This is a genomic window from Rhizobium sp. P1_E6 (assembly GCF_056405875.1).
In genome coordinates this window covers 58,021-84,038 of sequence record NZ_JBFUBG010000004.1, presented here as the reverse complement: position 1 = coordinate 84,038, position 26,018 = coordinate 58,021, and the positions used below count along the sequence as shown (strand labels likewise).

Sequence of the window (26,018 nt, the reverse complement as noted above, 5' to 3'; positions counted from 1 at the left end):
CGGAGCGCGACAAAAAGCCGCCCGCAGCCCCGCGGGCTTCGACAGGAGGAAAAACGATGACGAAGATGACGCCATCCACGGGTATTGACCAGTTCGCAGCAGCAGACGTGCGCGCAACGGCCAATACGCGTAAATCCGCCTCCGGCCTGCCGAAAAAACAGGGGCTTTACGATCCGCGCAATGAGCATGACGCCTGYGGCGTCGGCTTCGTCGCGCATATGAAGGGTCAGAAGTCGCACCAGATTATCAAGGACGGTCTCTTCATCCTCGAAAACCTGACGCACCGCGGTGCCGTCGGCGCCGATCCGCTGATGGGCGACGGCGCGGGCATTCTCGTGCAGATTCCCGACCGCTTTTTCCGCGAGGAAATGGCTCAGCAGGGCATCACCCTGCCGAAGGCCGGCGAGTATGGCGTCGGCCATATCTTCCTGCCGCGCGATGAAAAGCAGATCGAGCATTTCAAGAAGGTGATCAAGGACGTCATTACCGAGGAAGGCCAGGTCTTCATCGGTTTCCGCGACGTACCGGTCGATAATTCCTCGCTCTCCAAGGCGCCGGCGATTGCCGCGACTGAACCGCATCACGTTCAAGTCTTTATCGGTGCGGGCAAGGATGCTGCGACGAACGACGAGTTCGAGCGCAGGCTCTTCACCCTGCGCAAGGTGATCTCCAACCGTATCTATGATGAGTTCGACGGCGAGGAGAGCAACTTCTATCCGGTGTCGCTGTCGAGCACGACCGTTGTCTACAAGGGCATGTTCCTGGCCTACCAGGTCGGCGCCTATTATAAGGACCTGTCGGACCCGCGCTTCGAAAGCGCCGTCGCCCTCGTGCATCAGCGTTTCTCGACCAACACCTTCCCGTCCTGGAAGCTCGCACATCCGTACCGCATGGTCGCACATAACGGCGAGATCAACACGCTGCGCGGTAACGTCAACTGGATGGCAGCACGCCAGGCCTCTGTCTCCTCTCCGCTCTTCGGCGAGGACATCTCCAAGCTTTGGCCGATTTCTTATGAAGGCCAGTCGGACACGGCCTGCTTCGACAACGCGCTCGAATTCCTTTTGCGCGGCGGCTACTCGTTGTCCCATGCCGTGATGATGCTCATCCCGGAGGCCTGGGCCGGCAACCAGTCCATGTCGCCCGAGCGCAAGGCATTCTACGAATACCATGCCGCCCTCATGGAGCCGTGGGATGGACCGGCTGCCGTTGCCTTCACCGATGGCAAGCAGATCGGCGCGACGCTCGACCGCAACGGCCTGCGTCCGGCCCGCTATCTCGTCACCGATGACGACCGGGTTATTCTCGCCTCTGAAGCCGGCACGCTGCCGGTTCCGGAAGAGAGCATCATCCAGAAGTGGCGCCTGCAGCCGGGCAAGATGCTACTGATCGACATGGAAGAAGGCCGCATCATCTCCGACGACGAGGTGAAGGCGCAGCTTGCAAACGCGCATCCCTATCGCAGCTGGCTCAACCGTACACAGCTCATCCTCGAAGACCTGAAGCCGGTCGAGCCGCGCGCGCTGCGCCGCGACGTCTCGTTGCTCGACCGCCAGCAGGCCTTCGGCTACACGACCGAGGATACCAGGATCCTGATGTCGCCGATGGCGACGACGGGTCAGGAAGCGATCGGCTCGATGGGCACTGATACGCCGATTTCGGCCATGTCCGAGAAGTCGAAGCTGCTCTACACCTACTTCAAGCAGAACTTTGCGCAGGTGACGAACCCGCCGATCGACCCGATCCGCGAAGAGCTCGTCATGAGCCTCGTCTCCTTCATCGGGCCGCGTCCGAACATTCTCGACCACGAGGGTATGGCGAACGCCAAGCGCCTCGAGGTGCGCCAGCCGATCCTGACCAATGGCGATCTCGAAAAGATCCGCTCGATCGGCCACACGGAAGACCGCTTCGACACCAAGACACTGGACTTCACCTATGATGTGGAGCGCGGCGCTGAAGGAATGCCGGAAATGCTTGATCGCCTCTGCGAACGCGCGGAAGCGGCGGTCAAGGGTGGCTACAACATCATCGTGCTGTCCGACCGCCAGGTCGGCCCGGACCGTATCGCCATCCCGGCGCTGCTGGCGACCGCTGCCGTGCATCATCACCTGATCCGCAAGGGACTGCGTACCTCAGTCGGCCTTGTCGTCGAAACCGGCGAGCCCCGCGAAGTGCATCATTTCTGCCTGTTGGCAGGTTACGGCGCGGAAGCGATCAACCCCTACCTCGCTTTCGACACGCTGCTCGACATGCATGCCAAGGGTGAATTCCCGAAGGAAGTGGACGCCAGTGAAGTCGTCTACCGCTATATCAAGGCGGTCGGTAAGGGTATCCTCAAGGTCATGTCCAAGATGGGCATTTCGACCTACCAATCCTATTGCGGCGCGCAGATTTTCGATGCTATCGGCCTGCAGTCGGAATTCGTCGACAAGTACTTCTTCGGCACGGCAACGACCATCGAAGGCGTGAACCTCGAAGAGATCGCCCGCGAGACCGTGGCTCGCCATAATTCAGCCTTCGGACGTGACCCGCTCCTGGCCAGCACGCTCGATATTGGCGGCGAATATGCCTACCGCATGCGGGGCGAAAGCCACGCATGGACGCCGGATGCCGTCGCTGCCCTGCAGCATGCGGTGCGCGGCAATGCCGAGGACCGTTACCGCGAATTCGCCGATATGGTGAATGACTCGGCCCTGCGTATGAACACGATCCGCGGTCTCTTCAAGATCAAGAGCGCCGAGGCGCTGGGTCGCAAGCCGATATCGCTCGATAGCGTCGAGCCCGCGATCGACATCGTCAAGCGCTTCTCAACCGGCGCCATGTCCTTCGGCTCGATCAGCCGCGAGGCGCATACGACGCTGGCTATCGCCATGAACCGGATCGGCGGCAAGTCGAACACCGGCGAGGGCGGTGAAGAAAGCGACCGCTACATGCCTTTGCCTGATGGTTCGGCGAATCCAGAGCGTTCGGCGATCAAGCAGATCGCCTCCGGCCGCTTCGGCGTGACGACCGAATATCTCGTCAATGCCGACATGCTGCAGATCAAGGTTGCGCAGGGCGCCAAGCCCGGCGAAGGCGGCCAGTTGCCGGGCCACAAGGTAGACGCGGTCGTTGCCAAGACCCGTCACTCGACGCCGGGCGTCGGCCTGATTTCGCCGCCGCCGCACCATGACATCTACTCGATCGAAGATCTGGCGCAGCTGATCTACGACCTGAAAAACGTCAACCCGACCTCGGATGTCTCGGTCAAGCTCGTCTCGGAAGTCGGCGTCGGCACGGTTGCCGCTGGCGTTGCCAAGGCGCGCGCAGACCATATCACGGTATCCGGCTTCGACGGCGGTACGGGCGCTTCGCCGCTTACCTCGCTGAAACATGCCGGCAGCCCTTGGGAAATAGGTCTTGCGGAAACCCAGCAGACGCTGGTGCTGAACGGCCTGCGTTCGCGCATCGCCCTGCAGGTCGATGGTGGTCTGAAGACCGGCCGCGACGTCATCATCGGCGCGTTGCTCGGTGCCGACGAGTTCGGTTTTGCAACGGCTCCGCTGATTGCCGCGGGCTGCATCATGATGCGCAAATGCCACCTCAACACCTGTCCTGTCGGTGTGGCGACGCAGGATCCCGTCCTGCGCAAGCGCTTCAAGGGTACGCCTGAGCACGTCATCAACTACTTCTTCTTCGTCGCCAACGAAGTGCGCGAAATTCTGGCCTCCCTCGGCTTCACCAAGCTCGATGACATTATCGGCGCTGCCGAATTGCTCGAGAAGGATGAGATGCTGGCGCATTGGAAGGCTAAGGGCCTCGACTTCACCAAGATCTTCCACAAGGTCGACGCACCGAAGGAAGAGACCTACTGGACGACGCGCCAGAAGCACCCGATCGACGACATTCTCGACCGCAAGATGATCGAGAAGGCCCAGCCTGCGCTTGCTTCGAAGACGCCTGTCGCTTTCGAGGTCGGCATCAAGAACGTCGACCGTTCGGCCGGCGCCATGCTGTCAGGCGAGGTGGCCAAGCGCTACAATCATCGTGGCCTGAAGGAAGACACGATCAACGTCACGCTCAGGGGCACGGCAGGTCAGAGCTTCGGCGCCTTCCTGGCGCGCGGCATCACCTTCAACCTGATCGGCGACGGCAACGACTATGTCGGCAAGGGTCTGTCAGGCGGCAAGATCATCATCCGTCCGCCTGAGAATTCGAGGGTCGTGGCTGAGAACTCGATCATCGTCGGCAATACCGTGCTCTACGGCGCGACCGAAGGCGAGTGCTACTTCCGCGGTGTGGCGGGCGAGCGTTTTGCGGTTCGTAACTCCGGCGCGATTACCGTCGTCGAAGGCGTGGGCGACCATGGCTGCGAATATATGACGGGCGGTGTGGTCGTCGTGCTCGGCGCTACGGGTCGCAACTTTGCGGCCGGCATGTCCGGCGGTGTGGCCTATGTCCTTGACGAAGCCGGCGATTTCGCCAGCCGCTGCAACATGGCCATGGTCGAGCTGGAGCCGGTTCCGGAAGAGGACGATATGCTGGAGAAGCTGCACCACCACGGCGGCGACCTCATGCACAAGGGACGTGTCGACGTCTCCGGTGACATGACACGTCACGACGAGGAGCGCCTTTACCAGCTCATCTCCAACCATCTGCACTACACGGGCTCCACCCGCGCCAAGGAAATCCTTGAGCATTGGGCCGACTATCGCCCGAAATTCCGCAAGGTCATGCCGGTCGAATACCGCCGCGCACTTGAGGAAATGGAGCGCAGCCGGATGGGCATCGCTGCCGAGTAATTGCACCGAACAATCCGCCACGCCTCAAAAGCGCGTGGCGGGTGACTGAAATATCTCAATGACTCAACGACGATCAGCTGCAAGCTTGAAGCTTGCGCAACCGCGCGGATGTCTATCAGGGGATATGTTCGAATGACGGTCAAAACAAACAACCTGCCTCCGCGATCGAGGCTGAACACACAACTGGCCGCGGGCGAGGCGGTCATGAGGGTAAGGGACGAAAATATGGGTAAGGTAACAGGGTTTCTGGAAATCGACCGGCAGGTAGCGAAGTATCAGCCCGCATCGGATCGCATCCGGCATTTCCGCGAATTCACGATCCCGATGTCGGACCCGGAAGTGCAGAAACAGGCAGCCCGTTGCATGGACTGTGGCATTCCCTATTGCCACGGACCGACCGGCTGCCCGGTGCATAACCAGATTCCTGACTGGAACGACCTCGTCTACAACAACAATTGGGAAGCGGCGATCCAGAACCTGCATTCGACCAACAACTTCCCGGAATTCACCGGCCGCGTCTGCCCCGCTCCGTGCGAGGAGGCCTGTACGCTGAACCTCGAGGATACGCCGGTCGCGATCAAGACCGTCGAGCAGGCGATCGCCGACAAGGCCTATGAACTCGGCTTCATCCGTCCTCAGCCGGCGACGATTCATACCGGCAAGAAGGTCGCGATCATCGGTTCCGGTCCGGCCGGCATGGCAGCGGCGCAGCAGCTCGGCCGCGCCGGCCATGATGTGCATGTCTATGAGCGCGAGACGAAGCCAGGCGGCCTGCTGCGCTACGGCATTCCGGACTTCAAGATGGAGAAGAACTTCATCGATCGTCGTGTCGAGCAGATGAAGGGCGAAGGCGTCACCTTCCATTGCGGCGTCAATGTCGGCGTCGACGTGAAAGTCGAGCAGTTGCTGGCGGATCATGATGCCGTGCTTTACTGCGGCGGCTCCGAGACGCCGCGCGAAGCCGGCATTCCCGGCACCGATCTTGCAGGCGTCCATGACGCGATGCCCTATCTCGTGCAACAGAACAAGCGCGTGGGCCGTGAGAACATCGACAGCACCGGTTGGCCATCTGATCCTATTCTCGCCGGCGCCAAGCATATCGTCGTCGTCGGCGGCGGCGATACGGCATCCGACTGCGTCGGCACGGCCTTTCGTCAGGGTGCGGTCAAGGTGACCCAACTCGACATTCGCCCGCAGCCACCGGAGAAGGAAGACAAGCTTGCGGTCTGGCCGTTCTGGGCAACGAAGATGCGCACCTCTTCTTCGCAGGCCGAAGGCGCAATCCGGGAATTCCAGGTCGCAACGCTCGAATTCGTCGGCGAAGACGGCGTGCTGACGGGCGTGAAGTGCTGCGAGGTCGATGAACGTCGTCGTCCGGTTCCGGGAACGGACTTCATCATCAAGGCAGATCTGGCTTTCATCGCCATCGGTTTCAGCGGCCCGTTCAACGATAGCGTGCTGAAGGAACTCGACGGCAAGCTGACGCTCAATACCGACAAGCGCGGTTCGACAAACGTTGTCGCCAATGATCGCGATTACAAGACCTCTGTCGACAAGTTCTGGACGGCAGGCGATGTGCGCCGCGGTCAGTCGCTGGTGGTCTGGGCAATCCGTGAAGGCCGCCAGGCAGCCCGCGCCATCGACGAAGCATTGATGGGCTCGACGGTTCTGCCGCGCTGATCCACTTCGAACAGTTAATCGATTAAGAAACTCCGCCGCATCCCGGCGGAGTTTTTCGTGGTGCGACCGCTTGACGCGGCGGGGCTTCAGGCAAGCTTCGTGCAATTCCCGAACTGCAGCTTCCTGATGCTTGCAGGCCCGCACCGGTCTGCGGCGACTGCCGGACTTGCCCCGCCCGTTCAGTCGTGAGGCGTTTCACTGTTGGCCGTGGCGCAAGGGACATGGTTGCCGCGGACCATTACAAAGGACAAACCATGGTTTCCGCAATCGACAGTACGCGGCTGGTCTCAGCCCAATATGCCCTGAAGAATCTTCGGGATTCCGATGACGACAGCAGTCAGAGTGCTACCGATCCCTCCAGTGCCTCAACTATCCTCAGCAGCTACGGCTTGGACCCGGATACGTCGTCGCTCCTCTCCAACAATGCGCTCGCAAGCCTGCTCGACACGCTTTCGGCGCAGAATGACCAGCCGGTCGAGACAACCGACACAGCCAGCGAAAATCCCGATGTGACGAGTTCCTCCTTCATGGCGATGCTCAAGCAGCAGCTGGAGGAGGCGGTCGAACAGGAAGGCACTGATGGCTCGGCGCATGACATGCTGGCTGCTCTCGAGAACGGCACGCTGACGATCGTTGATCCGACGCAGGGCGTTTCCATAACCGCCTGGAATGTCGAAAGTCCGGATGAAGCGAATACGAACAACAAGACCGGCACCAATATCGAGGCCAGTGGCTGGAACGACTTCCTCAATGCGCATCTGAAGCGGGGCGACGACGCTTCGTTCGTCAAGCAGGCCGGTCACTATGTAGATAAGGTCGACAACAGCAATGCCTATTTCGGCCAGATCGGCTCCGACTTCTACTATCTGACCTGGCCGCAGGCGACAGCCAAATAAATCCGGACCATCGAGCGAGGGCCGCACCACACGCTATAGCGGCCCCTTCTCATTTCACGGAAACTTCCGCCGTCGTCTTCAGCGTCGGCATGCGATAGTCGTCGATACGGCCTGCGGGCGCAGGCGCCATTTCTCCCTGTTCGACCAAAAGATCACGCGGCGATTTCGTCAGTGTCACCGGCGGCGTCTTGCCGGCACCGAGCAGCTCTGCTCCGCCATCGAGGTTCGGGTCGGACAGACTGATCGGCTGCGTGTGTTCGACGGGATTGGTCGGCAGCGTCAGCGCCGGCAGGTTGCCGGGGTCGAGGCGCACGAGATCGGGGCTTGCCTGGGTGCCAAGAATGCGGCGCGCCGGTTTTTCCACGTAGAAGGCGAGCTTGCGGCGGCCGGCCTGTGTCAGGTTAATTCCGTCGGTAGTGCGCAGACGTACCTGCTGGCCGTTAACATCAGAACCGGTGACGATGAACTTGCCGTTCTCATCCACGAAGCCATCCCAGATATCGACGAATTCGCCGCCGATGCTTTCCACCTGATTGCGGTAGAGCTGGTTCATCTGCACGGCATCGGCCGTCATCGAATCGGATTCGAAGGCGGGAAGTCCGACCCAGAGCAGCGGAATCTTGCGGCCGGTAATCTCCTTGCCGAAGGCGAGCACACGGCGCTGATATTCGCTGAACCAGCCGTCGGTGCGGAATTTCTCCTTGCCGGCATCGGTCACCATCTGTTGACGGTCATTCGCGCCGATCATGATGACGACCATTGCCGGCTTCAACTCGTCGATCATCTTCGGCAATTCGCCGGGCCAGTTGTAATAGTCGTCGCGCACGAGGCCGGATGAGACATTACTGCGGGCTTCGACCACGACGCCGGGCGACGCCTCAAAGGCAGCGGTGAGGCCGTCACCCAGGCCGCCGGCGAGAAAGTCGCCGACGATCAGGATTTTTTGGGCATCGTCCAGCTTCTGAACCACGGGTTCGGCGGGCGCTACCGGCATGGTGCGGGTCGGCGTCATAGCCTTTTGTGCAGGCGGGCGCTTGCGTTGTTGCTGTCGCCGCCGCGGTTGGTCACGCATCTCCGGTTGCGGATTATCATCGATGTAACGGCGACCGAGAAAGAAATCGAGGATGGAGCGGCGCTGGTAACGCGTCTCCTGTGCCTCGGCATAGTGCACCGGCACCATCGAGCCAAGGCAAAGAGAAAGCGCGGCCGCGGCAAGCGCAAGCCCGCGAAACCGTCGGGTTGGGTCAGTTTTTCTTGTCATGGGGCAGTTCCGCATCTGCCGGGCATCTTGCATAGGCACCGGCTTTCCGTCCACTCCACCCATACTATTTAGGTCAGACTTTCGCCGCTTCTAGCGTCGCAACGCGTGCAGAAGCGAAAGCGACGGCTCACCATCCGCCTGCATGCCGATACGCTCCTGCACGGCAGCGATCGCCGCCTTGGAGCCGGAACCGAAATTGCCGTCGACATCGCCGCTATAATAGCCAAGTGTCTTCAAGCGCGTCTGCAATTCGAACTTCTCGGTAATATCGAGCGCGCCTTCCGGGCGCGGCCAGCGCTGCTGCATGCCGCCAAAGCCGGCAATCTGGTCTGCAAGCAGGCCGACGGCGAGTGCATAGCTGTCGGAGGCATTGTAATTTTTGATGGTGAAGAAGTTGGCCGTCATCAGGAAACCCGGACCATTCGCACCAGCCGGCATCTTCAGCATGGCGCGGGTATCACCATCCTTGAAAGCCTTGCCGTTCGGACGCTTCAGGCCGAGTGCCGCCCACTGCGCGAGCGTGCGGGTCTTGCCGACCTGCTGGGCAGCGGATGCCGGTACTGCGACCTCGTAACCCCAGGTTCGGCCGGCATCCCAGCCATTCTTCATCAGAAGATTCGCTGACGTCGCCAGCGCGTCGGGCACGGAATTCCAGATGTCGCGATGGCCGTTTCCATCCGCATCGACCGCGTAGAGAAGATAGCTTGTCGGGATGAACTGGGTATGGCCCATGGCGCCGGCCCAGGAGCCGGTCATCTCTTTGGCGGGAACATCGCCGTTCTGCAGGATCTTCAGGGCTGCGATCAACTGCTTCTTGGCGTATTTGCCGCGCTTTGGATCGGCATAGGCAAGTGTTGCCAGCGCCCGCGGCACATAGTGAAGGCGCTCATCTTTAGCGAGAACTGCCCCATAATTTGATTCCATCGACCAGATCGCCAGCAGAATCGACTTGTCGACGCCGAAGCGGCGCTGGATGGCGTCGAGCGTCCTGGCGTGTTTGGCTGCCATCTTGCGGCCGATTTCCACAGTGTAGGGGTTGACGCGGGAATCGACATAGTCCCAAATCTTCGATGTGAATTCAGGCTGATAGGTCGCCTTTTCGAGGACTGTCGGATCTGGTTCGCTTACCCCAGAAAACGCTTTCTGGTACGTTGCCTTACTGATGCCACTCTGAGCAGCAGTTTGGGAGAAGTCCGCGATCCACTTCTGGAACCGGGCATCGGCTTTTGCGTTATTGGGGGCCAATCCAGCCGCGGTTGCAACAACGATGGCGAGAGCAAGACCACGAAGGGAGTTTGCGTATTTCTGGGTCATCGGCAATCGTATCCGTCATCTTCAGTTTTAGCCAAGGCGGTACGTCATGTCCGCCCTACGCCGAAATTACAGGAACGGAGTCAACAAATTCTTTACCATAGGCGGCCGGAACAGTCATCATTTGCAAAACCGTAGCAATTCTATACTAGTTCAAATCGATATAGCGTTTAGTTAAAAGCGGTATAGTCAAAACAGGAGATCGGTGTGGCTCAGCATAAGAAAGTTCGTAAGGCAGTATTTCCAGTCGCGGGACTGGGAACGCGGTTCCTTCCGGCTACCAAAGCGGTTCCGAAGGAAATGCTGACTGTCGTTGATAAGCCAATCATTCAGTACGTTGTCGACGAAGCACTTGAAGCGGGCATTGAACATCTGGTTTTTGTTACCGGTCGTAACAAGCATGTCATCGAAGACTACTTCGATATTCATTTCGAACTTGAGCAGACGCTCAAGGAGCGCGCCAAGAAGGCGGAAATCACCCTGTTGCAGCAGCAGCTTCCCAAGGCAGGCACGGTGAGCTTTACCCGTCAGCAGGAGCCGCTCGGCCTCGGCCACGCCGTGTGGTGCGCCCGCGAGATCGTCGGCGACGAACCTTTCGCGCTGCTTCTGCCCGACATGATCATGAAGGGTGAAAAGGGCTGCATGAAGGGCATGATAGATCTCTACGAGCACAGCGGCGGCAACATTATCGCTGTCGAGGAATGTGCTCCCGATCAGGCCCACAAATACGGCATTGTCGGCGTCGGCGACGCGATCGGCGAGGGCTTCCGCATCACTGGCATGGTTGAAAAGCCGGCCAAGGGCACGGCTCCTTCCAACTTCTTCATCAACGGCCGCTATATCCTGCAGCCGGAAGTCTTCAAGATCCTGGAAACTCAGGAACGCGGCGCGGGCAACGAAATCCAGCTCACCGACGGCATGCTGAAGCTGCTGAAGGAACAGGATTTCGCAGGCTACCACTTCAAGGGTGCGACTTACGACTGCGGCGCCAAGGATGGCTTCATCCTCGCCAACGTTGCCTTTGCTCTCGAGCGTGCGGATATCCGTCCGAGCGTCGAAGGCGGCTTCAGGGAACTGCTCGCGGGCCTGAAGTAAGTCTCGTCAGCGCTTCACCTTGACACCGACGCCGGCTCGCCATTGCCGCGAGTCGTCGCCTTCCTTGCGCGTCGTCAGCTCGTAGCCAAGCGTGCTGGTGAAGTCGAGGTAGCGGTTGATGTTCCAGATAAGACCTGTCGAGGCGGTGTAAACCGTCTCGTCACTTATTGTGCTACCGCTCGGATAATCGCGCAGCGTCACGCCGCTGATGGTCGTCGCCACCAGATTGTCGCGCAACTGATGATCGACCGTGGACGTCAGCTGATGTGAAACATAACCGCTTTCGCCGGCTGCGGTCGAAGGCTGGATGCTCGTCTGGAGGTCGATATTGACATTCGTTCCGCGGATCGGCGACCAGAGCAGGCTGGCATCGAGCGTGGCCGTATCGATCGATTTCAGGCGGCTATCATCGAAATCCGCCATTGCATAACCGACTGCAACCTCGCCCTTGAGCTTTTCACCCATATCGACCTGCACGCCGCCCTTGGCGCCGTAGCTATCTCCGGAACGCTGGTAGCCCGAAGAATCAATGCGATCATCATAGTTGGTCTTGCCGACCGACGCTTCGATGAAGGGAATGAGCGCCGGCGAGAGTTCGTAACCGATGCGGCCGCGCACCGTGCCTGTGGTCTGGTTGCGGTCGCTCAGCGAAACGGTCGTGCCGTTGGAAAGCACGGCATCCGAATAGATCGAGCGGGAGAGCGCAACGGCGGCTGTGCCGCGCAAGATCCCGAAGTCGTGCTCGATGGAAGCGCCGCCGGTAAATTCCTGTACGTCCGACTGCTGGGCGGCGTCGGTGATCGCGTCCGGATCGTCCGTATCCTCGCGATAGAAATTGTAGCCGCTGGTGATATGGGCGACGGTGTCACGCGGCAGGTCCAGCCGCAGATCGCCATCGATCTTGAAGGAGGGCTGTTCTTCTCCTTCACCGCTGATGTTCTTCTGCCAGGCGCCTTCGGTGGTGACGGTCAACTGATGCCGACTCCAATCGGAGGTCAGTGTCGCGCCCATATCGGTTTCGAGAAAACCGCGGCTCTGTTTCGTGCCGCCGTCTTTCGTGGTTTCGCTGTTGATCGTCTGGGTGACGCTTGGGCGCAGCACGAAGCTGCCGATCGGGATACCGGGCGTCTGTTCGGTCGATATGCTCTCCGGCACCCTGCGAGCCGGCGTTTCGTCCAGGCGCGGTTCGCGGGTGTTCAGCTTGCGCATATCCTCATCGAGGATTGAGCCGGTAGTCTCGTCGTCGGGCTGCGTCGTCGGGGCGGGTGCAGCCGCGGTGTCTTGATCCCGGGCATTGGCAGGCGCCGTCGCGGCATCGTCCGTATCGCCGGAGTCCTGCGCCGCATTGTTCGTGGCCACACGTTGCGTGGCGACGGTGCGGGAATTTGCCGTGCTTCCCGATTCTTGTTGATACGTCGTCTGCTGCGCGAAAGCGGCGGGCGCGACCAGCAGCCCGACAGCCGTGATGGAGACGGCACGGCTCATGGCGCGGAGCGGCGTCACACTGCTCGTCTGTTTTCCCTGGCCCATTCAATCCGCGCCTGAAATGCTTCGAAGTCTTACCCAAGCGTAAAGCCTTGTGGTTAACCATTCGTTGCACTGCCGGCAGCGTGTTCATACATCGGAAACATTGTCGGGTGGACAGGTAAAGTGAAAAGGTCTAACGCATTGCCATGATCAGGAGAGCCGTGAAACTCGTCGAAAACAGCGTGCTGGAGTCGGGCAAGCGCACGATCAGCATCGAAAGACGCGCCCTCGAGGCACTCGAACTTGCCTTTGATAATGGGCTGGCCGGACCTTTTACCCGTGCGGTCGAGATGATCGGCCAAAATTCTGGCCGCGTGATTGTGACCGGCGTCGGCAAGAGCGGCCATATCGGCACCAAAATAGCTGCCACTTTCGCTTCGACAGGTACGCCGGCCTTTTTCGTGCATGCGGCGGAAGCCAATCACGGCGACCTCGGCATGATCGCCGGCGACGATGTCGTCCTTGCGATCTCCAAGGGTGGTGAGAGTGCCGAACTGAAGAGCATCATTTCCTATACACGGCGTTTTTCCATTCCGCTGATCGCGATGACCTGCAGCCCACAGTCCTCGCTGGCGACGGCCGCAGATATCGCATTGCTGATCCCCAACGAGGAAGAGGCCTGTCCGAACGGGCTGGCGCCGACCACATCGACAATGATGCAGCTTGCGCTCGGCGATGCGCTGGCGATCGCACTTCTTGATGCGCGCGGCTTCACGGCGACCGATTTTCATGTCTTCCATCCCGGCGGCAAGCTCGGTGCGAGCTTGATGCACGTTGCCGACATCATGCATACCGGTGAGCGCTTGCCGCTGGTGGTGAAGGGCACGTCCGTGCCGGAGGCAATCAGAGTGCTGTCGCACAAGCATTTCGGCTGCGTCGGCGTGCTGGATGCCGAAGGCCGGCTTTGCGGCATCGTCACTGATGGTGACATGTCGCGCAACCTCACCCGCAATCTTGCGCAGCTAACGGTCGACGACATCATGACGCGCGCACCGAAGACCGTAAGGCCGACGATATTGGCGACTGCAGCTCTGGCGCTGCTTGAGCAATACAAGATTGGCGCACTTATCGTCGTTGATGACGAGCAGCGTCCAATCGGGCTCGTTCACTTCCATGATCTCTTGCGGATCGGCGTGGCCTGATCAGGTCGGCTCGACGGTCAGGTCGCGGCCGTTACTCGAAACCACTTTGACCTGCGTCCCGGCCGGAAGATCCGGCCCCATGACCTGCCACATCGTGTCATCGAGGCGAATGCGGCCGCGGCCTTCGCGGATCGGCTCGCGCAGCGTCGCGGTGCGGCCGACGAGGCTCGCACCACGCTGGTTGAGGAATGGTTCATCCGTCGTGTCGTTGCGCAGCGTGAGCCGCCGGCCGATGAGCGTGGCGACGACCGCGAAAACGGCGAATAGGATCGCCTGAAGCTCCCAGATCCAGAAAGCGGCATCCCAGAAGATCAGCGACAAAACGCCGACGGCAAGAGCTGCGAGGCCGATCCAGACAAGGAAGAAGCCCGGCACGATCAGCTCGGCGGCAAGTAGCACGAGGCCTGCCACCCACCAGCTCCACGGCCCAAGTTCGCCGACGATCTTCGCCAGCATGGCTTATCGCTCCGGATTGGGATTGAAGGGATTGGCCGGAGCCGGGCCGACCGACGGCGTCGAGCGTGCCGGACCTGCGCTTGGACGCGGCGCAGACGGCGGATTGTTGCCTTCGCCAAAGACCTGCCGGGCAATCGCGCCGATGCCGCCGAGCGAGCCGAGGATGGAAGACGCCTCCATCGGCATCATCACGATCTTGGAATTGGGCGCCGAACCGATCGAGGTGAGGGCCTCGGTGTATTTCTGTGCCACGAAATAGTTGATTGCCTGGATGTCGCCCGCGGCGATTGCTTCCGAGACCATCTTCGTCGCCTTCGCTTCGGCTTCGGCCAAGCGCTCGCGAGCTTCGGCATTGCGGAAGGCGGCTTCGCGCTGGCCTTCGGCCTGAAGGATGGCGGACTGCTTGGCGCCCTCGGCCCTCAGGATCTGCGCATTGCGCGAACCTTCGGCTTCCAGCACCTGGGCACGCTTCTCGCGCTCGGCCTTCATCTGGCGGGCCATCGCGTCGACGAGGTCGCGCGGCGGCTGGATATCCTTGATCTCGACACGGGTGACCTTGATGCCCCAAGGATGCACGGCCTCGTCCACGACGCGCAGCAGCCGGTCGTTGATCGCATCGCGATTGGAGAGCAGCTCGTCGAGATCCATAGAGCCCATGACTGAGCGAATATTGGTCATGGTGAGGTTCAGGATCGCATTTTCCAAGTTGGAAACCTGATAGGCGGCCTGAGCGGCATTCAGCACCTGGTAGAAAGAGACTGCATCGGCCGCGACCGAGGCATTGTCCTTGGTGATCACCTCCTGGGTCGGCACGTTCAGCACCTGCTCCATCACGTTCATCCTGGCGCCGACGCGCTCGATGAAAGGGGTGATCAGGTTCAGGCCGGGTTCCAGCGTGCGGGTATAGCGGCCGAAGCGCTCGATCGTGTAGCGATAACCCTGTGGAACCGTCTTGATGCCCGCAAAGAGCACCATGATGACGAAAATCACCAATACGATCACGACGATATCGAAGCCGCCCAGCAGCATATGTTCCTCCCTAAGCCCACCTATCTGACGTGGTGAGTTAGCACGTTCTTTGCAAGGAAGGAATGACAGTCCCGCCTGTCAAATCAGGGTGATAGGCCGGCATCATCGAGGTCGCTCTTTGTGATGTAGCCGCCCATCAGGCAATTGGTGAGGAACGGCTGATCGTCCGGCTTCAGATTGCTGGTTTTGACATCGCGGAGGCGAAGCTGACAGGCGACCTGACCGACGATGCCTTTGGGAGGGGCGTTGGCATAGACCCGCTGATAGTGCTCCCACGCGAGGTAACCGCCACCTGCGACGACGAATAAGCAGGCGAGGACAATCAATTTTCTAAAACCCGAAATCATGAAATTCGTCCAGATGAATAAAGCCGCAGACCGAGAGCCTGCGCGCCGCAGTTGCGGTTGTCGGCTTCGGTCCTTCCTTAGATCTGGAGCGGGGGACGTCTTTATCTATTGCGGGTCGCCAGAAAATCTGACGCCGCGTCTGTCATGCCCAGCCCAGCAGCTCACGGCGCACGACTTTTTCCAGCACCTGCATGCCGTCCTCTCCGTCATTCAAGCACGGAATATGCGCGAACTGCTCGCCGCCATTGTGCTTGAAAGAATGTGCGGCCTGTTCGGCAATCTCCTCCAGCGTCTCCAGACAGTCGGAAACGAAGCCGGGGTTCATGACTGCGATGCGCTTGACGCCGTCCTGCGTCAGCTTCTCGACGGTCTTATCTGTGTAGGGCTGCAGCCATTCTTCCGGCCCGAAGCGGGACTGGAAGGTGACCATGAAGTTCTCCTTCGTGAGACCTAGACGCTCGCGCAGCAGGCGGCCGGTCTTTTGGCACTGACAGTAATAGGGATCGCCCTGCTGGAAATAGGAAAGCGGGATGCCGTGGAAGGAAGCGAGCAGCATTTCCGGCTTCCAGTCGAGGGTAGCCAGGTGTTGTTCGACCGACTTCGCCAGCGCTTCGATATAGGTCTCGTCGTCGTGATAGTCAGGCACCGTGCGCAGCGCCGGTTGCCAACGCATGGTGAGCAGCTTCTGGAAGGCCTTGTCGTTGACGGTTGCCGTGGTGGCGGCGGCATATTGCGGATAGAGCGGGAAGAGCAGGATGCGGTCGCAGCCTTCATCCTTCAGCGCTTCGATGCGCGAGGGAATCGACGGGGTACCGTAGCGCATCGCCCAGTCCACCTTGACGTTTGGCAGGTCCTTCAGCCGGTCGGCCATGAAATCAGACTGATTGCGGGTATAGGTGCGCAGCCAGCTTTCATTCAGCTCCTTGTTCCAGATCGTCTCATAGGCCTTGCCGACCTTCTGCGGGCGCGTATTGAGCACGATGCCGAACAGGATCGGATACCATTTCCAGGGCGACCATTCGATGACCCGCTTGTCGGTCAGGAATTCGCGCAGATAGCGGCGCATGGACGTATAATCGGTGCCATCAGGCGTGCCGAGATTGACCAGCAGGACGCCAACCTTGCCGAATTTGACGGCGGGATGGTCCGCCGGGCGGAGTGAAGTATCTGTCATTCTGGCCCCAACGCGCTTTCGTGTCTCGCCGGCTCATACGCAGCCAGCCGATCACGGTTCACCCTATAAGAAGAAAAACCGGCCCGGGGAACCCCGGACCGGCTCTCATGATCGGGACAAATCGTCTTACTTGGCTGGAACCTGGATTTCCTCGCCGATCCGCAGATGGCGGGGGTTCGGGCTGCCATTGGCTTCCGACAATTTGCGCCATTCGGCACCGTCGCCGTAGAAGGACTTGGCAAGATCCCAGAAAGTATCGCCGGCAACGATGACGTGGGTCGAGGGCGTGGCAGGTGCAGCGGCTGCCGGTGCAGGCGTTGCCGGGGCGGGTTCCGTAGCAGGTGCAGGAGCGGTAGGCGCCGGAGCCGGCTCGGCTGATGGGGCCGGAGCGGATGGAGCAGGAGCAGCCTGGGCTATTTCCGTGATGCGACCGTCCGTATAGGGCTTATAGGGCGAGTGGGCGGCGAGATATTCAGCGGTCACGTCGGCCAGATCCGGGCCGAAGTCATAGGCGTTCTGGCCGTCCTTGAAAGCGACATATCCATCGCCGCCGGCGCGCATGAAGTTGTTGGTGGCGACGCCATAGGTTTTGGCATTGTCGATCGGTACGAAATTGTCACCGTCCTTGACCTGGACGTCGCTGACGCGGCTGCCGACCGGCTTCGACTGGTCGAAAGTGAATTTCAGACCGGCGACTTGCGGGAAACGACCGGCGCCCTGGTCGATCTGGCTGACGCCGTTTTCGAGCGCCTTGACAACATCGGCGCCAGTCAGCTGGAAGGTGGCGAGCGTGTTCTGGAACGGCAGCACGGTGATGACTTCGCCCTGGGTGACGTCACCGCCATCTATCGAGGCACGCAGGCCGCCGCCGTTCTGGATGGCAATGGTGACAGCCTGGTTCTTGGTGCGGTCGAGTATGGCATCGGCCACCAGATTGCCCATCGAGCATTCCTTCACGCGGCAGACCTTGCTGTTGCCCTCGATCGGGCTTTCGGAGGAGCCTATCACCTTCTTGCGCAGGTCGTCGATCGGCTTTGCCAGTTCGACAATGCGCGCCGCGACGGCCGGATCCGGCGTGAAGGAGGAATCGATCAGGATCGGATCGCCCTTGGCGTCCTTGACGACGCCGTTGTCATCGAAGTTCACGACGAGATCGCCGAGATATTTGCTGTAGGAGGCTGCCTGCACCACCGGCACCTTGTAGCCGCCGGGGTTGTCAACCAACGTCGGATAGGGGCCTTCGGCCTTCGCGTCGGTGTTCGAGAGCAGGCTGTGCGAATGGCCGCCAACGACCACGTCGACATCGGGGATCTTGGCAATCAAGGCAAGGTCGCGCGGGTAGCCGACATGGGTGAGCGCAATGATCTTGTTGACGCCTTCGCTCTTCAGTTTCTCGACCTCTGCAGTGATGCTCTTGACGTCATCGGCAATCGTCACGTTCGGGCCGGGCGAGGAAAGCTCCGGCGTATCGTTGGTGACGGCGCCGACGATGCCGATCTTCTGACCAGCGATATCGAGCACGAGAGAAGGCTTGATGCGGTCGCCGATCTTGGAGGCGGCACTTGCCTTGACGTTGGCGGTGACGACGGGGAATTGCACCTTGTCGAGGAAGGTCGCGAGACCATCCTCGCTGTCGTCGAATTCATGATTGCCGACCGTCATGGCGTCGAACTTCATGAGGTTCAGCATTTCGGCTTCAGCCGCGCCCTTGTAGGTCGTGTAGAACAGCGAGCCCTGGAAATTGTCGCCGGCATTGAGCAGGAGCACGTTCTTGCCCGTCAGGGCCTGACGGCGCTGGTCGATCGCTGTCTTCAGGCGTGCAGCGCCACCGAAGCACGCGTTCTTGCCCTCGTCCTCTGCAGAGCACGTGGAATCGAACTTGTTGATCGATTCGATGCGAGAGTGGAAATCGTTGATATGAAGAATATTGAGTTCGTAATCCGCAAATGCGGCGCTTGTGCTCAGCGCCAGAATAGACGCGGTCAAAAGACCGAAGCTGAAAGACTTCGTCATCCCTGTTCTCCTGATTAAAGCCAGGATCTGTACCCCTGATCCTGGCCATCCCTCATGTGGATCATCACCGACGATGCCGGCGCGCGGATGTTTCCACCTGCGTGGATCAACCGCAAGAGGGAAGCTGTGAAGAGGATGGGGCTTTCCAAGAGGGCTGCTGGCAAAAAAGCCGTAAGCCCGCCAATATCAGGAAAGGCTCTAACTGCGGCGGGTCAGGACGAATTGTGCGCCGGCATCCGAGGTGCAGTTCAGCTGGCCGGTCGTGACGAGGGCGCAATTGACCTTCGACTGCGTGTTGCGAACCAGCGAGGTCATGTTGATTTCCACCAGCGTCGGCGACGTCTTGATATAGGTGCCGGAGGCCAGAAGCTGGTTGCTGTCGGTCGTGCGCGTCGTGAAGGTACCACTCTGGAAGGTGGAGACGATACCGTTCGGATCGGCCCAGGTTCCCTCGACACCGGTAGGAGCGGGTGCCGATGCCACGGGGAGGGGGCGCGGGCCGGAGGAAACGCAGGCGGCAAGAGCTGCCGATGCAACCGCAAGAACGAGACCAGTTCTGATTTTCATAAGGCTTCTCCCGGCGAATTTAAGCGGAAACTATCCGCGACAGTCGCCAAAAACATGGCGCGGACCCTCCGCGAAGGCAAGCCTTCGGCAGAGCCCGTCCGGTATTTAGACAGCAGGCGTTACAAAAATGCCCGCCTCGCAGCGGGCATTTTCGACAGCGTTACGGCAGGGCTCAGCGAACGAGGATGTTCTTGAACTGCCACGGATCCTTGGTGTCGATGTCTTCCGGGAACAGGCCCGGACGGCCGTCGAGCGGGGTCCAGTCGGTATAGTGGCCTTCAACCGGGCCGAGATAGGGCAGCTGCACTTCGAGGCAGCGCTTGTAATCCATCTCGTCGGCTTCAACGATGCCGGCCTTCGGGTTTTCGATGGCCCAGACCATGCCGGCGAGAACGGCCGATGTTACCTGCAGGCCGGTCGCGTTCTGGTAGGGGGCGATGCGGCGGGTTTCTTCCAGCGACAGTCGCGAACCGTACCAGTAGGCGTTCTTGTCGTGACCGTAGAGCAGTACACCGAGCTCATCGACACCGTCGACCAGCTCGTTCTCGTCGAGAACGTGGAGAACCGGCTGTGCCTTGCCGCCGTTGCCGAACATCTCATGCAGCGACAGAACCGCGTCGTTGGCGGGATGATAGGCGTAGTGGCAGGTCGGACGATAGGTGACGTCGCCGTCCTTATCCCTGACCGTGAAGAAGTCGGCGATCGAGATCGACTCGTTATGGGTGACGAGGAAGCCGTATTGCGGGCCGGGCGTCGGGCACCAGGTGCGAACGCGGGTGTTGGCGCCGGGCTGTTCGAGGTAGATGGCGGCCTTGTTGCCCTTCTTGTGCTTCTTGGCGTTCTTCGGCATCCAGTTTTCATGGGTGCCCCAGCCGAGTTCTGCCGGCTGCAGGCCCTCAGAGATGAAGCCTTCGACCGACCAGGTGTTCCAGAAGACGTTGAGCGGCTTCGGATGGATGGTGCGCTGCGTATCGCGCTCGGCGATATGAACGCCCTTGACGCCGACCTTCTTCATGAGCTTTGCCCATTCTTCGCGGTCGTCCTGGCCCGGCTCGTCGAATTTCAGGCCGATATCCTTGGCGAGGTTGAGCAGCGCCTGCTTGACGAACCAGGACACCATGCCCGGGTTTGCGCCGCAGGTGGAAACGGCAGTGGTGCCGCCCGGGTTCTTGGCCTTTTCCTTGCGAACGGTTTCGCGCAACGCATAGTTGGTGCGCTCCTCGTTCTTCATGTCCTTGTCGAAATAGAAGCCGAGCCAGGGCTCGACGACGGTATCGATGTAGAGCACGTCAAGCTTGCGGCAGAGCTTGATGATGTCGAGCGACGATGTATCGACCGAAAGGTTGACGCAGAAACCCTGGCCTTCGCCTTCGGTCAGGAGCGGCTTCAGCAGTTCCTTGTAATTGTCCTTCGTCACGTGCGCCTGGATGTGCTTGACGCCGTGCTTTTCCAGAATGTGGGCATCGTCCGTGCGCGGGTCGATGACAACCATCCGGCTCTTGTCGAACTTGAAGTGGCGCTCGATCAGGGGCAGCGTGCCGCGGCCGATAGAGCCAAAGCCGATCATGACGATCGGACCGGTAATTTCGCCATATACCGGATAGTTCTGTTCCGTCATTCTTTTCTCCTGTGGAAGGGAACGAAGGCTTTCAGCCTAAAGAATTCATGTGAAAATGCGACGAAGGTCGCGAAGTGACCGGCTCTAATCACAAAATGACGTCACAATAAAGAGCGTTCCCCTGCAAAGGTCAAATATCGGACCTACAAAGCGCCCGCAATTTCCCCACGAGCTCGGCACTTTGCACGGTCAGGCCCTTGTAGGCAGCCTGCTGATCATCGAGCAATTCCAGCTGATCGGCGAAACTTGCTGCGAGTTTCTGCGCCTGCGGATGGCGGGCAATGACAGCAACCGGATCGATATAGATGCGGATGGTGAAAAGGATATCGCTTGACACGGCAAGCCTGCGCAGGGTCTGGCGTTCGACGCGGACGAAGCGTTCCTCCAGCGTGAAGGCTTCGGTGTAAGGCGGCCGGCGATGTTTCGAGATGGGGAGGAAGAGATCGGCCGTGGTGTTGACCGACCAGTTCAACCGCTCGACCGGCTGGTCAACCCGCAGATTGTCGAAGATGCGGGTAATAAGCGCCGCATTGCGTGTGCCTTGGCTAAAGTCCGGTACGTCAGCATGGATCTCGTGCATCGGGCGGCTGAACTTTTCGCGCAGCGACCACGAAGAAGGAAAGGCGACGTGGGCGGCAACGAGATGCCAGCCATCGGCCTTGCGGCGCATGAGGACAAGATCATCCTGAACGAGCGAACCGGCCTTGAAGAGGGGCGGTAGGGCCGAGGTGTCGTGACGGCGCATTGCCGGATGCCGCTCGCCAAGGTGCGCGAGAAGAAGATCCAACGCCTCCTGCTGGGCAGTTTCCGTTCTTTCTTCAGCGACGAAAATGTCGTCGAATCGCTCGCCCGCCAGCCGAGCTTTTTCCTTGAGATAGCGTTGCAGATCGTCGTCGGGCTCGATCCAGCGGTGGGGATCGAGGGGCATCAGGCCGATGGTGAAAGGCCGTGCCGAGCCGTCATAAGGTGTATAAGTCGGAAGTTTCATCGCCGCTCCTTTTTGAGCCTGACGAGCAAAAGGCGCGGTTCGTGAATCAGCGCTTCAAAGCCTCCAGCCCGTCCGTCACCGTCGTCAGTGCAACTTCGGTGATGTCGTATTCGGCGACGCCGTAGATGGTGAAGGGATCGACCGCCACAAAGGCTTCGATCTCGGCGCGGTCACCGACAGCGAAAATGACGCCGCCGGTGCGCGGCACCTTGCGGCCGGAGGCGAGGAACCAGCCTTTGGCATATCCTTCCTTAACCCAAGCCATATGCGGCTCCATATGCCTGTCGGCCTCTTCGTTCGGCTTCACATAGGTCAGGGCGAGGATAAACATGTTCAGTCCTTTTGCAGAGTGGCGCGGATCAAACCGCGCAGCGAATTTCCGACGTAAAGCCTGCCCTTGTGTAGCTCCTCGAGCGTGATGCGCCCGACGCGCGCCTTGCGCTGGCAGATGAGTTCGGTGCGCAGCACGCCGGCGAGCAGGCCGCAGGAGATCGGCGGGGTGCGGAGAATGCCGGAGCCATCATCGAGGAAGACGGAGGTTATGGTGCCTTCGCAGACCTCCTGCCGTTCGTTGAGAAGGATGACTTCGTCCGCCTGTTGCTGTGTGAATTCGGCGCGTGCTGCCTCGTAGATGCTGCGGCGCGTGGTTTTGATGCGCAGCAGTTTGTCGGCGGAATCGAGATGGGTATTCGAGATACGGAGGGTCCAGACGGCATCGGGCGGAAGCGGAGCGAAGGGAGCTGTTGTGATATCGATACACCCCTGTCCATCGAAGGTCAGCCTGACGCGGCGCTGGCCCTTTTCGTCCTTCAGTGCTTCTTCCAACTTGGCCGCCGCATCCAGCGGCTCGGGAAAGCCGATGCGGCGGGCGGAGCGAGAGAGGCGGGCGAGATGCAGGCGCAGGCGAATGAAGCCTTCATCCGGTTGCCAGCGCAGCGTTTCGATCAGTGAGAAATCCGTCATCGGGCGATCCATTGGTCGCCGACCGCGAAGCGGGCCTTGAGCAGACATTCCTCATATTCTGCTTCAGCGGTGGAATCGAAGACGATGCCGCCGCCGACGTTGAAGACCGCCTTGCCCCTATCGAACAGCGTCATGGTGCGGATGGCGACGGAGAAGCGCATGGCGCCACCCGGCGAGATCATGCCGATCGCGCCGCAATAGGCATCGCGCGGCGTGTCTTCGAGATCGTGGAGGATTTCGATGGCACGGATCTTCGGCGCGCCGGTAATCGAGCCGCAAGGAAAGAGCGCCGCGAATATGTCGCGTATGGAAAGATCGGGCAGGAGCTTTGCCTGCACATGACTCACCATCTGGTGGACGGTGGGATATGTCTCGATCTCGAAGAGCTTGGGAACATCGAGCGTGCCGACTTCGGTGATGCGCGAGATATCGTTGCGTAACAGGTCGACGATCATGCGGTTTTCCGCTTGCGTCTTGATGTCGGCCTTCATGGCTTCGACGATTTCGGCATCTTCGGCCGGTGTCGCACCCCGCTTTGCCGTGCCTTTCATCGGGTGCGTCTCGATCCAGCCATCTTCGTCGATGCGGAAAAACAGTTCCGGCGAGCGGGAAAGAATGATGGGGCCGCCGAGATCGGCCAACGCACCGTATTTGACAGGCTGGCGGTCGATCAGTGACCAGAAGGCGGCGAGCGGGTCGCCGTTCCAGCGGGCTTCGATCGGCATCGTCAGATTGGCCTGATAGATATCGCCGAGGCGGAGGTGGCGGTGGAGGCGTTCAAAACGCTCTTTATATATATGGAAATTCCAGGCTGCCTTCGGCGCGGTCAGGAACTCCTCGTTTTCCTGCCGCTGTCGCGGTGTCGCGAGTGGATGACTTTCCGGCTGAGGCGCATCGAAGACGCCGAACAGCAGCAAGGGCGTCTCCCGGTTCTCTTCGGCGAAGGAGGCAAGCTTGCTTTCGAAGAGATGGCCAGCCTCATAGGCGATGTAACCGGCAAGCCATTTTCCGGCTCTGCGCGCTTCTTCCATCCGCTCCAGCGCCGGCAGGAATTCGGCGTGCGTGCGAGCAACGATCATGCATTGCGGACCGGCGAAGAGCATGACTTCGCCGGTCGTATCGTCCCGGAACAGGATGAATGGTTCGGAGGCTGCCATTGCCTTTCCAGTGAGGTGCGGGCTCGGGCAGCCTTATGCCTTGTCCAACGCCTCGAGTTCGTCGATCAGCCCTTCGATCATCGACAGGCCCTTGCTCCAGAAGGAGGGATCTGTCGCATCGAGGCCGAAGGGCTTCAGCAGTTCGGCATGATGCTTGGTGCCGCCGGCCCTCAGCAGTTCGAAATACTTCTCCTGAAAGCCCTTCTCCGCCTTCTGATAGACGGCATAGAGCGAGTTCACCAGGCAGTCGCCGAAGGCATAGGCATAGACATAGAAGGGCGAATGAATGAAATGAGGGATATAGGCCCAATAGGTCTCGTAGCCCTCGGAGATCTTGATCGCCGGGCCGAGGCTTTCGGACTGGATCGAAAGCCAGAGCTCACCGATATCGTCGGCGGTCAGTTCACCGGCCTTGCGGGCAGTATGGACCTTGCGCTCGAATTCGTAGAAGGCGATCTGGCGCACGACCGTGTTGATCATGTCTTCGACCTTCTGGGCGAGCATTGCCTTGCGTTCGCGGTTGTCAGCCGTGCGGTTGAGCAGCGCGCGGAAGGTCAGCATCTCACCGAAGACGGAAGCGGTCTCGGCGAGCGTCAGCGGTGTCTGGCACATGAGTGCGCCTTGTGCACCGGCAAGAACCTGATGCACGCCATGCCCGAGCTCGTGGGCAAGCGTCATGACATCGCGCGGCTTGCCCATATAATTGACGAGCACGTAGGGATGCGCGGAAGGCACAGTCGGATGGGCGAAGKCGCCCGGCGCTTTGCCGGGGCGAACGGGCGCATCGATCCACTGTTCATCAAAGAAGCGCCTGGCGATATCAGCCATTTCCGGCGCGAAGTTGCCGTAGGCGGAAAGCACCGTGTCCTTGGCTTCGGACCAGGAGATGATGGCGTTTGAAGTTTCCGGAAGCGGCGCATTGCGATCCCAGAAATTCATCTGCTCCATGCCGAGCCACTTGGCCTTCATTTTGTAATAACGATGCGAAAGGCGCGGATAGGCTTCCTTGACGGCCGCGGCCAGAGCATCGACCACCTCGCGCTCGACGCGGTTTGCCAGATGGCGGCTATCGGCGATGTCTTCGAAGCCGCGCCAGCGATCGGCGATTTCCTTGTCCTTGGCGAGCGTATTGGTGATGAGCGTGAAGATGCGGATATTGGTCTTGAAGGTTTCGGCGAGCGCCATCGCCGCCTTGCGGCGTACTTCGGGATCCTTTTCCTGCAGCATGTTCAGCGCCACTTCGAGCGGCAGCTTTTCCCCGTCAATCTCGAAGCGCAGTTCCGCCATCGTTTCATCGAAGAGACGATTAAAGGCGGCAGCACTCGTCATCGACTTTTCGAGGAAAAGCTGCTCCAGCTTATCTTCGAGCTGATAGGGCTTGTCCTTGCGCAGATCGACCAGCCAGGGACGGTAATGGCCGGCAAGCGGATCGTTCGCCACGCAGGCATCGATCACCGCATCGTCGATGCGGTTCAACTCCAGCGCGAAGAAAAGCAGGCGGCCGGAATATTCTGTCAGTTTGGTCTGAACGTCGCCGTAGAGCTTTCCGTTTGCCGGATTGGAGGTATCAGAAAAATAGGTGAGGCCGGCGAAGGAGCCGAGGCGGCCCATGATGTCGTCGAGCGCCTCATATTCCTTCAGCGCCTGGCCGATGCCTTCCTCGCCCTTCTTCACGGCGGCCTCGGCAAGCTTGCCCTTCCATTTGTCTTCGAACGCGGAAGCGGCCTTGCCAGCCTTTTCCATATCGGCGACGAAGGCGGTGGAGATGGCCGAGGGGTAGAGGTCCTGCAGCTTCCAGGTCGGAAGGTCGCCCAGAGCCGGGGCTGCCGCTGCGGCGGGAGCCGTTGCCGAAAGGTGAAGATCGGCGTGCGCAAGCGTGTGTCTCATGGGACGGTTCCTCTTTTTATAACAGGTTTGACTGTCTACAGCATCGGCCCGAAAATCGGAATCGATTTTCGGAAAGCCTGATGCGCAGTTTCAAAAAGACAGAGCGTCCTTTGCGCGTCCGAATGG

21 protein-coding genes are annotated in these 26,018 nt (G+C 60.1%); 6 read left to right on the top strand and 15 right to left on the bottom strand.

The window, feature by feature from the left end:
- Positions 1 to 56 precede the first annotated feature (56 nt).
- From gltB to AC1D35_RS04210, 4 genes are all read left to right on the top strand, one after another.
- Positions 57 to 4,781: a glutamate synthase large subunit gene (gltB, locus tag AC1D35_RS04225; protein ID WP_113310315.1), complete on the top strand. Its 4,725-nt coding sequence runs from the start codon at positions 57 to 59 to the stop codon at positions 4,779 to 4,781.
- 225 nt (positions 4,782 to 5,006) lie between these two features.
- Positions 5,007 to 6,461 carry a glutamate synthase subunit beta gene (locus AC1D35_RS04220; protein WP_113296132.1) on the top strand — a complete coding sequence of 485 codons (1,455 nt, stop codon included), beginning with the start codon at positions 5,007 to 5,009 and terminating at the stop codon, positions 6,459 to 6,461.
- Positions 6,462 to 6,518: 57 nt separating this feature from the next.
- Complete coding sequence (locus AC1D35_RS04215; RefSeq protein ID WP_477851754.1) at positions 6,519 to 6,650, top strand: hypothetical protein; 132 nt, start codon at positions 6,519 to 6,521, stop codon at positions 6,648 to 6,650.
- Between the two features lie 65 nt (positions 6,651 to 6,715).
- On the top strand, positions 6,716 to 7,357 hold the full coding sequence (locus AC1D35_RS04210; protein WP_113310404.1) for a hypothetical protein: 642 nt from the start codon (positions 6,716 to 6,718) through the stop codon (positions 7,355 to 7,357).
- Positions 7,358 to 7,406: 49 nt separating this feature from the next.
- On the opposite strand, the gene AC1D35_RS04205 is transcribed toward AC1D35_RS04210, so the two are convergent.
- Both AC1D35_RS04205 and AC1D35_RS04200 read right to left on the bottom strand, forming a co-directional pair.
- Positions 7,407 to 8,618, bottom strand: a complete 1,212-nt coding sequence (locus tag AC1D35_RS04205) for a DUF459 domain-containing protein (protein WP_113310403.1) — start codon at positions 8,616 to 8,618, stop codon at positions 7,407 to 7,409.
- A 90-nt stretch (positions 8,619 to 8,708) separates the two neighbouring features.
- Positions 8,709 to 9,932 carry a lytic murein transglycosylase gene (locus AC1D35_RS04200; protein ID WP_113310314.1) on the bottom strand — a complete coding sequence of 408 codons (1,224 nt, stop codon included), beginning with the start codon at positions 9,930 to 9,932 and terminating at the stop codon, positions 8,709 to 8,711.
- Positions 9,933 to 10,136: 204 nt separating this feature from the next.
- On the opposite strand from AC1D35_RS04200, the gene galU reads away from it, so the two are divergent.
- The gene (gene galU / locus AC1D35_RS04195) at positions 10,137 to 11,024 is read left to right on the top strand and encodes a UTP--glucose-1-phosphate uridylyltransferase GalU (protein WP_113310313.1); all 888 of its coding nucleotides are present in this window, start codon (positions 10,137 to 10,139) and stop codon (positions 11,022 to 11,024) included.
- Between the two features lie 6 nt (positions 11,025 to 11,030).
- Here the strand turns inward: galU and AC1D35_RS04190 are convergent, their stop codons facing one another.
- Positions 11,031 to 12,554 carry an outer membrane beta-barrel protein gene (locus tag AC1D35_RS04190; protein WP_113310312.1) on the bottom strand — a complete coding sequence of 508 codons (1,524 nt, stop codon included), beginning with the start codon at positions 12,552 to 12,554 and terminating at the stop codon, positions 11,031 to 11,033.
- Between the two features lie 143 nt (positions 12,555 to 12,697).
- Here AC1D35_RS04190 and AC1D35_RS04185 point away from each other — a divergent pair, with 143 nt between their 5' ends.
- Complete coding sequence (locus AC1D35_RS04185) at positions 12,698 to 13,693, top strand: KpsF/GutQ family sugar-phosphate isomerase (RefSeq protein ID WP_113310311.1); 996 nt, start codon at positions 12,698 to 12,700, stop codon at positions 13,691 to 13,693.
- Here the strand turns inward: AC1D35_RS04185 and AC1D35_RS04180 are convergent, their stop codons facing one another.
- The 12 genes from AC1D35_RS04180 to AC1D35_RS04125 all read right to left on the bottom strand — a co-directional run bounded on the left by AC1D35_RS04180 (position 13,694) and on the right by AC1D35_RS04125 (position 25,892).
- Positions 13,694 to 14,149: an NfeD family protein gene (locus AC1D35_RS04180; RefSeq protein ID WP_113310310.1), complete on the bottom strand. Its 456-nt coding sequence runs from the start codon at positions 14,147 to 14,149 to the stop codon at positions 13,694 to 13,696. It lies immediately after the preceding gene.
- Between the two features lie 3 nt (positions 14,150 to 14,152).
- Complete coding sequence (locus AC1D35_RS04175) at positions 14,153 to 15,178, bottom strand: SPFH domain-containing protein (protein WP_113310309.1); 1,026 nt, start codon at positions 15,176 to 15,178, stop codon at positions 14,153 to 14,155.
- An 83-nt stretch (positions 15,179 to 15,261) separates the two neighbouring features.
- Positions 15,262 to 15,525: a hypothetical protein gene (locus AC1D35_RS04170; RefSeq protein WP_113296069.1), complete on the bottom strand. Its 264-nt coding sequence runs from the start codon at positions 15,523 to 15,525 to the stop codon at positions 15,262 to 15,264.
- A 142-nt stretch (positions 15,526 to 15,667) separates the two neighbouring features.
- Complete coding sequence (hemH, locus tag AC1D35_RS04165) at positions 15,668 to 16,699, bottom strand: ferrochelatase (RefSeq protein WP_477938237.1); 1,032 nt, start codon at positions 16,697 to 16,699, stop codon at positions 15,668 to 15,670.
- A 126-nt stretch (positions 16,700 to 16,825) separates the two neighbouring features.
- Positions 16,826 to 18,712 carry a 5'-nucleotidase C-terminal domain-containing protein gene (locus tag AC1D35_RS04160; protein WP_113310307.1) on the bottom strand — a complete coding sequence of 629 codons (1,887 nt, stop codon included), beginning with the start codon at positions 18,710 to 18,712 and terminating at the stop codon, positions 16,826 to 16,828.
- Positions 18,713 to 18,910: 198 nt separating this feature from the next.
- Positions 18,911 to 19,279 carry an outer membrane lipoprotein Omp10 gene (gene omp10, locus AC1D35_RS04155; protein ID WP_113296072.1) on the bottom strand — a complete coding sequence of 123 codons (369 nt, stop codon included), beginning with the start codon at positions 19,277 to 19,279 and terminating at the stop codon, positions 18,911 to 18,913.
- Positions 19,280 to 19,451: 172 nt separating this feature from the next.
- Positions 19,452 to 20,897: a homospermidine synthase gene (locus AC1D35_RS04150; RefSeq protein WP_113296073.1), complete on the bottom strand. Its 1,446-nt coding sequence runs from the start codon at positions 20,895 to 20,897 to the stop codon at positions 19,452 to 19,454.
- A 130-nt stretch (positions 20,898 to 21,027) separates the two neighbouring features.
- Positions 21,028 to 21,885, bottom strand: a complete 858-nt coding sequence (locus AC1D35_RS04145) for a heme-dependent oxidative N-demethylase family protein (RefSeq protein ID WP_113310306.1) — start codon at positions 21,883 to 21,885, stop codon at positions 21,028 to 21,030.
- A 46-nt stretch (positions 21,886 to 21,931) separates the two neighbouring features.
- The gene (locus AC1D35_RS04140; RefSeq protein ID WP_113310305.1) at positions 21,932 to 22,216 is read right to left on the bottom strand and encodes a YciI family protein; all 285 of its coding nucleotides are present in this window, start codon (positions 22,214 to 22,216) and stop codon (positions 21,932 to 21,934) included.
- A 2-nt stretch (positions 22,217 to 22,218) separates the two neighbouring features.
- Complete coding sequence (locus tag AC1D35_RS04135) at positions 22,219 to 22,848, bottom strand: aminotransferase class IV family protein (RefSeq protein WP_113296134.1); 630 nt, start codon at positions 22,846 to 22,848, stop codon at positions 22,219 to 22,221.
- Positions 22,845 to 24,005, bottom strand: coding sequence for an aminodeoxychorismate synthase component I (locus AC1D35_RS04130; RefSeq protein WP_113310304.1), 1,161 nt, complete (start codon positions 24,003 to 24,005; stop codon positions 22,845 to 22,847). The genes AC1D35_RS04135 and AC1D35_RS04130 overlap by 4 nt, the downstream gene beginning before the upstream one ends.
- A gap of 33 nt (positions 24,006 to 24,038) precedes the next feature.
- Positions 24,039 to 25,892 carry a M3 family oligoendopeptidase gene (locus tag AC1D35_RS04125; protein ID WP_477938236.1) on the bottom strand — a complete coding sequence of 618 codons (1,854 nt, stop codon included), beginning with the start codon at positions 25,890 to 25,892 and terminating at the stop codon, positions 24,039 to 24,041.
- Positions 25,893 to 26,018: the final 126 nt, after the last annotated feature.

Coding starts and splice junctions, on each gene's coding strand:
- AC1D35_RS04210 (WP_113310404.1), top strand. CDS start 6,716: ATGGTTTCCGCAATCGACAGTACGCGGCTGGTCTCAGCCCAATATGCC.
- AC1D35_RS04200 (WP_113310314.1), bottom strand. CDS start 9,932: ATGACCCAGAAATACGCAAACTCCCTTCGTGGTCTTGCTCTCGCCATC.
- AC1D35_RS04205 (WP_113310403.1), bottom strand. CDS start 8,618: ATGACAAGAAAAACTGACCCAACCCGACGGTTTCGCGGGCTTGCGCTT.
- AC1D35_RS04150 (WP_113296073.1), bottom strand. CDS start 20,897: ATGACGGAACAGAACTATCCGGTATATGGCGAAATTACCGGTCCGATC.
- AC1D35_RS04170 (WP_113296069.1), bottom strand. CDS start 15,525: ATGATTTCGGGTTTTAGAAAATTGATTGTCCTCGCCTGCTTATTCGTC.
- AC1D35_RS04185 (WP_113310311.1), top strand. CDS start 12,698: ATGATCAGGAGAGCCGTGAAACTCGTCGAAAACAGCGTGCTGGAGTCG.
- omp10 (WP_113296072.1), bottom strand. CDS start 19,279: ATGAAAATCAGAACTGGTCTCGTTCTTGCGGTTGCATCGGCAGCTCTT.
- AC1D35_RS04145 (WP_113310306.1), bottom strand. CDS start 21,885: ATGAAACTTCCGACTTATACACCTTATGACGGCTCGGCACGGCCTTTC.
- AC1D35_RS04190 (WP_113310312.1), bottom strand. CDS start 12,554: ATGGGCCAGGGAAAACAGACGAGCAGTGTGACGCCGCTCCGCGCCATG.
- AC1D35_RS04220 (WP_113296132.1), top strand. CDS start 5,007: ATGGGTAAGGTAACAGGGTTTCTGGAAATCGACCGGCAGGTAGCGAAG.
- AC1D35_RS04135 (WP_113296134.1), bottom strand. CDS start 22,848: ATGACGGATTTCTCACTGATCGAAACGCTGCGCTGGCAACCGGATGAA.
- AC1D35_RS04160 (WP_113310307.1), bottom strand. CDS start 18,712: ATGACGAAGTCTTTCAGCTTCGGTCTTTTGACCGCGTCTATTCTGGCG.
- hemH (WP_477938237.1), bottom strand. CDS start 16,699: ATGACAGATACTTCACTCCGCCCGGCGGACCATCCCGCCGTCAAATTC.
- AC1D35_RS04140 (WP_113310305.1), bottom strand. CDS start 22,216: ATGTTTATCCTCGCCCTGACCTATGTGAAGCCGAACGAAGAGGCCGAC.
- AC1D35_RS04130 (WP_113310304.1), bottom strand. CDS start 24,005: ATGGCAGCCTCCGAACCATTCATCCTGTTCCGGGACGATACGACCGGC.
- AC1D35_RS04180 (WP_113310310.1), bottom strand. CDS start 14,149: ATGCTGGCGAAGATCGTCGGCGAACTTGGGCCGTGGAGCTGGTGGGTG.
- AC1D35_RS04175 (WP_113310309.1), bottom strand. CDS start 15,178: ATGCTGCTGGGCGGCTTCGATATCGTCGTGATCGTATTGGTGATTTTC.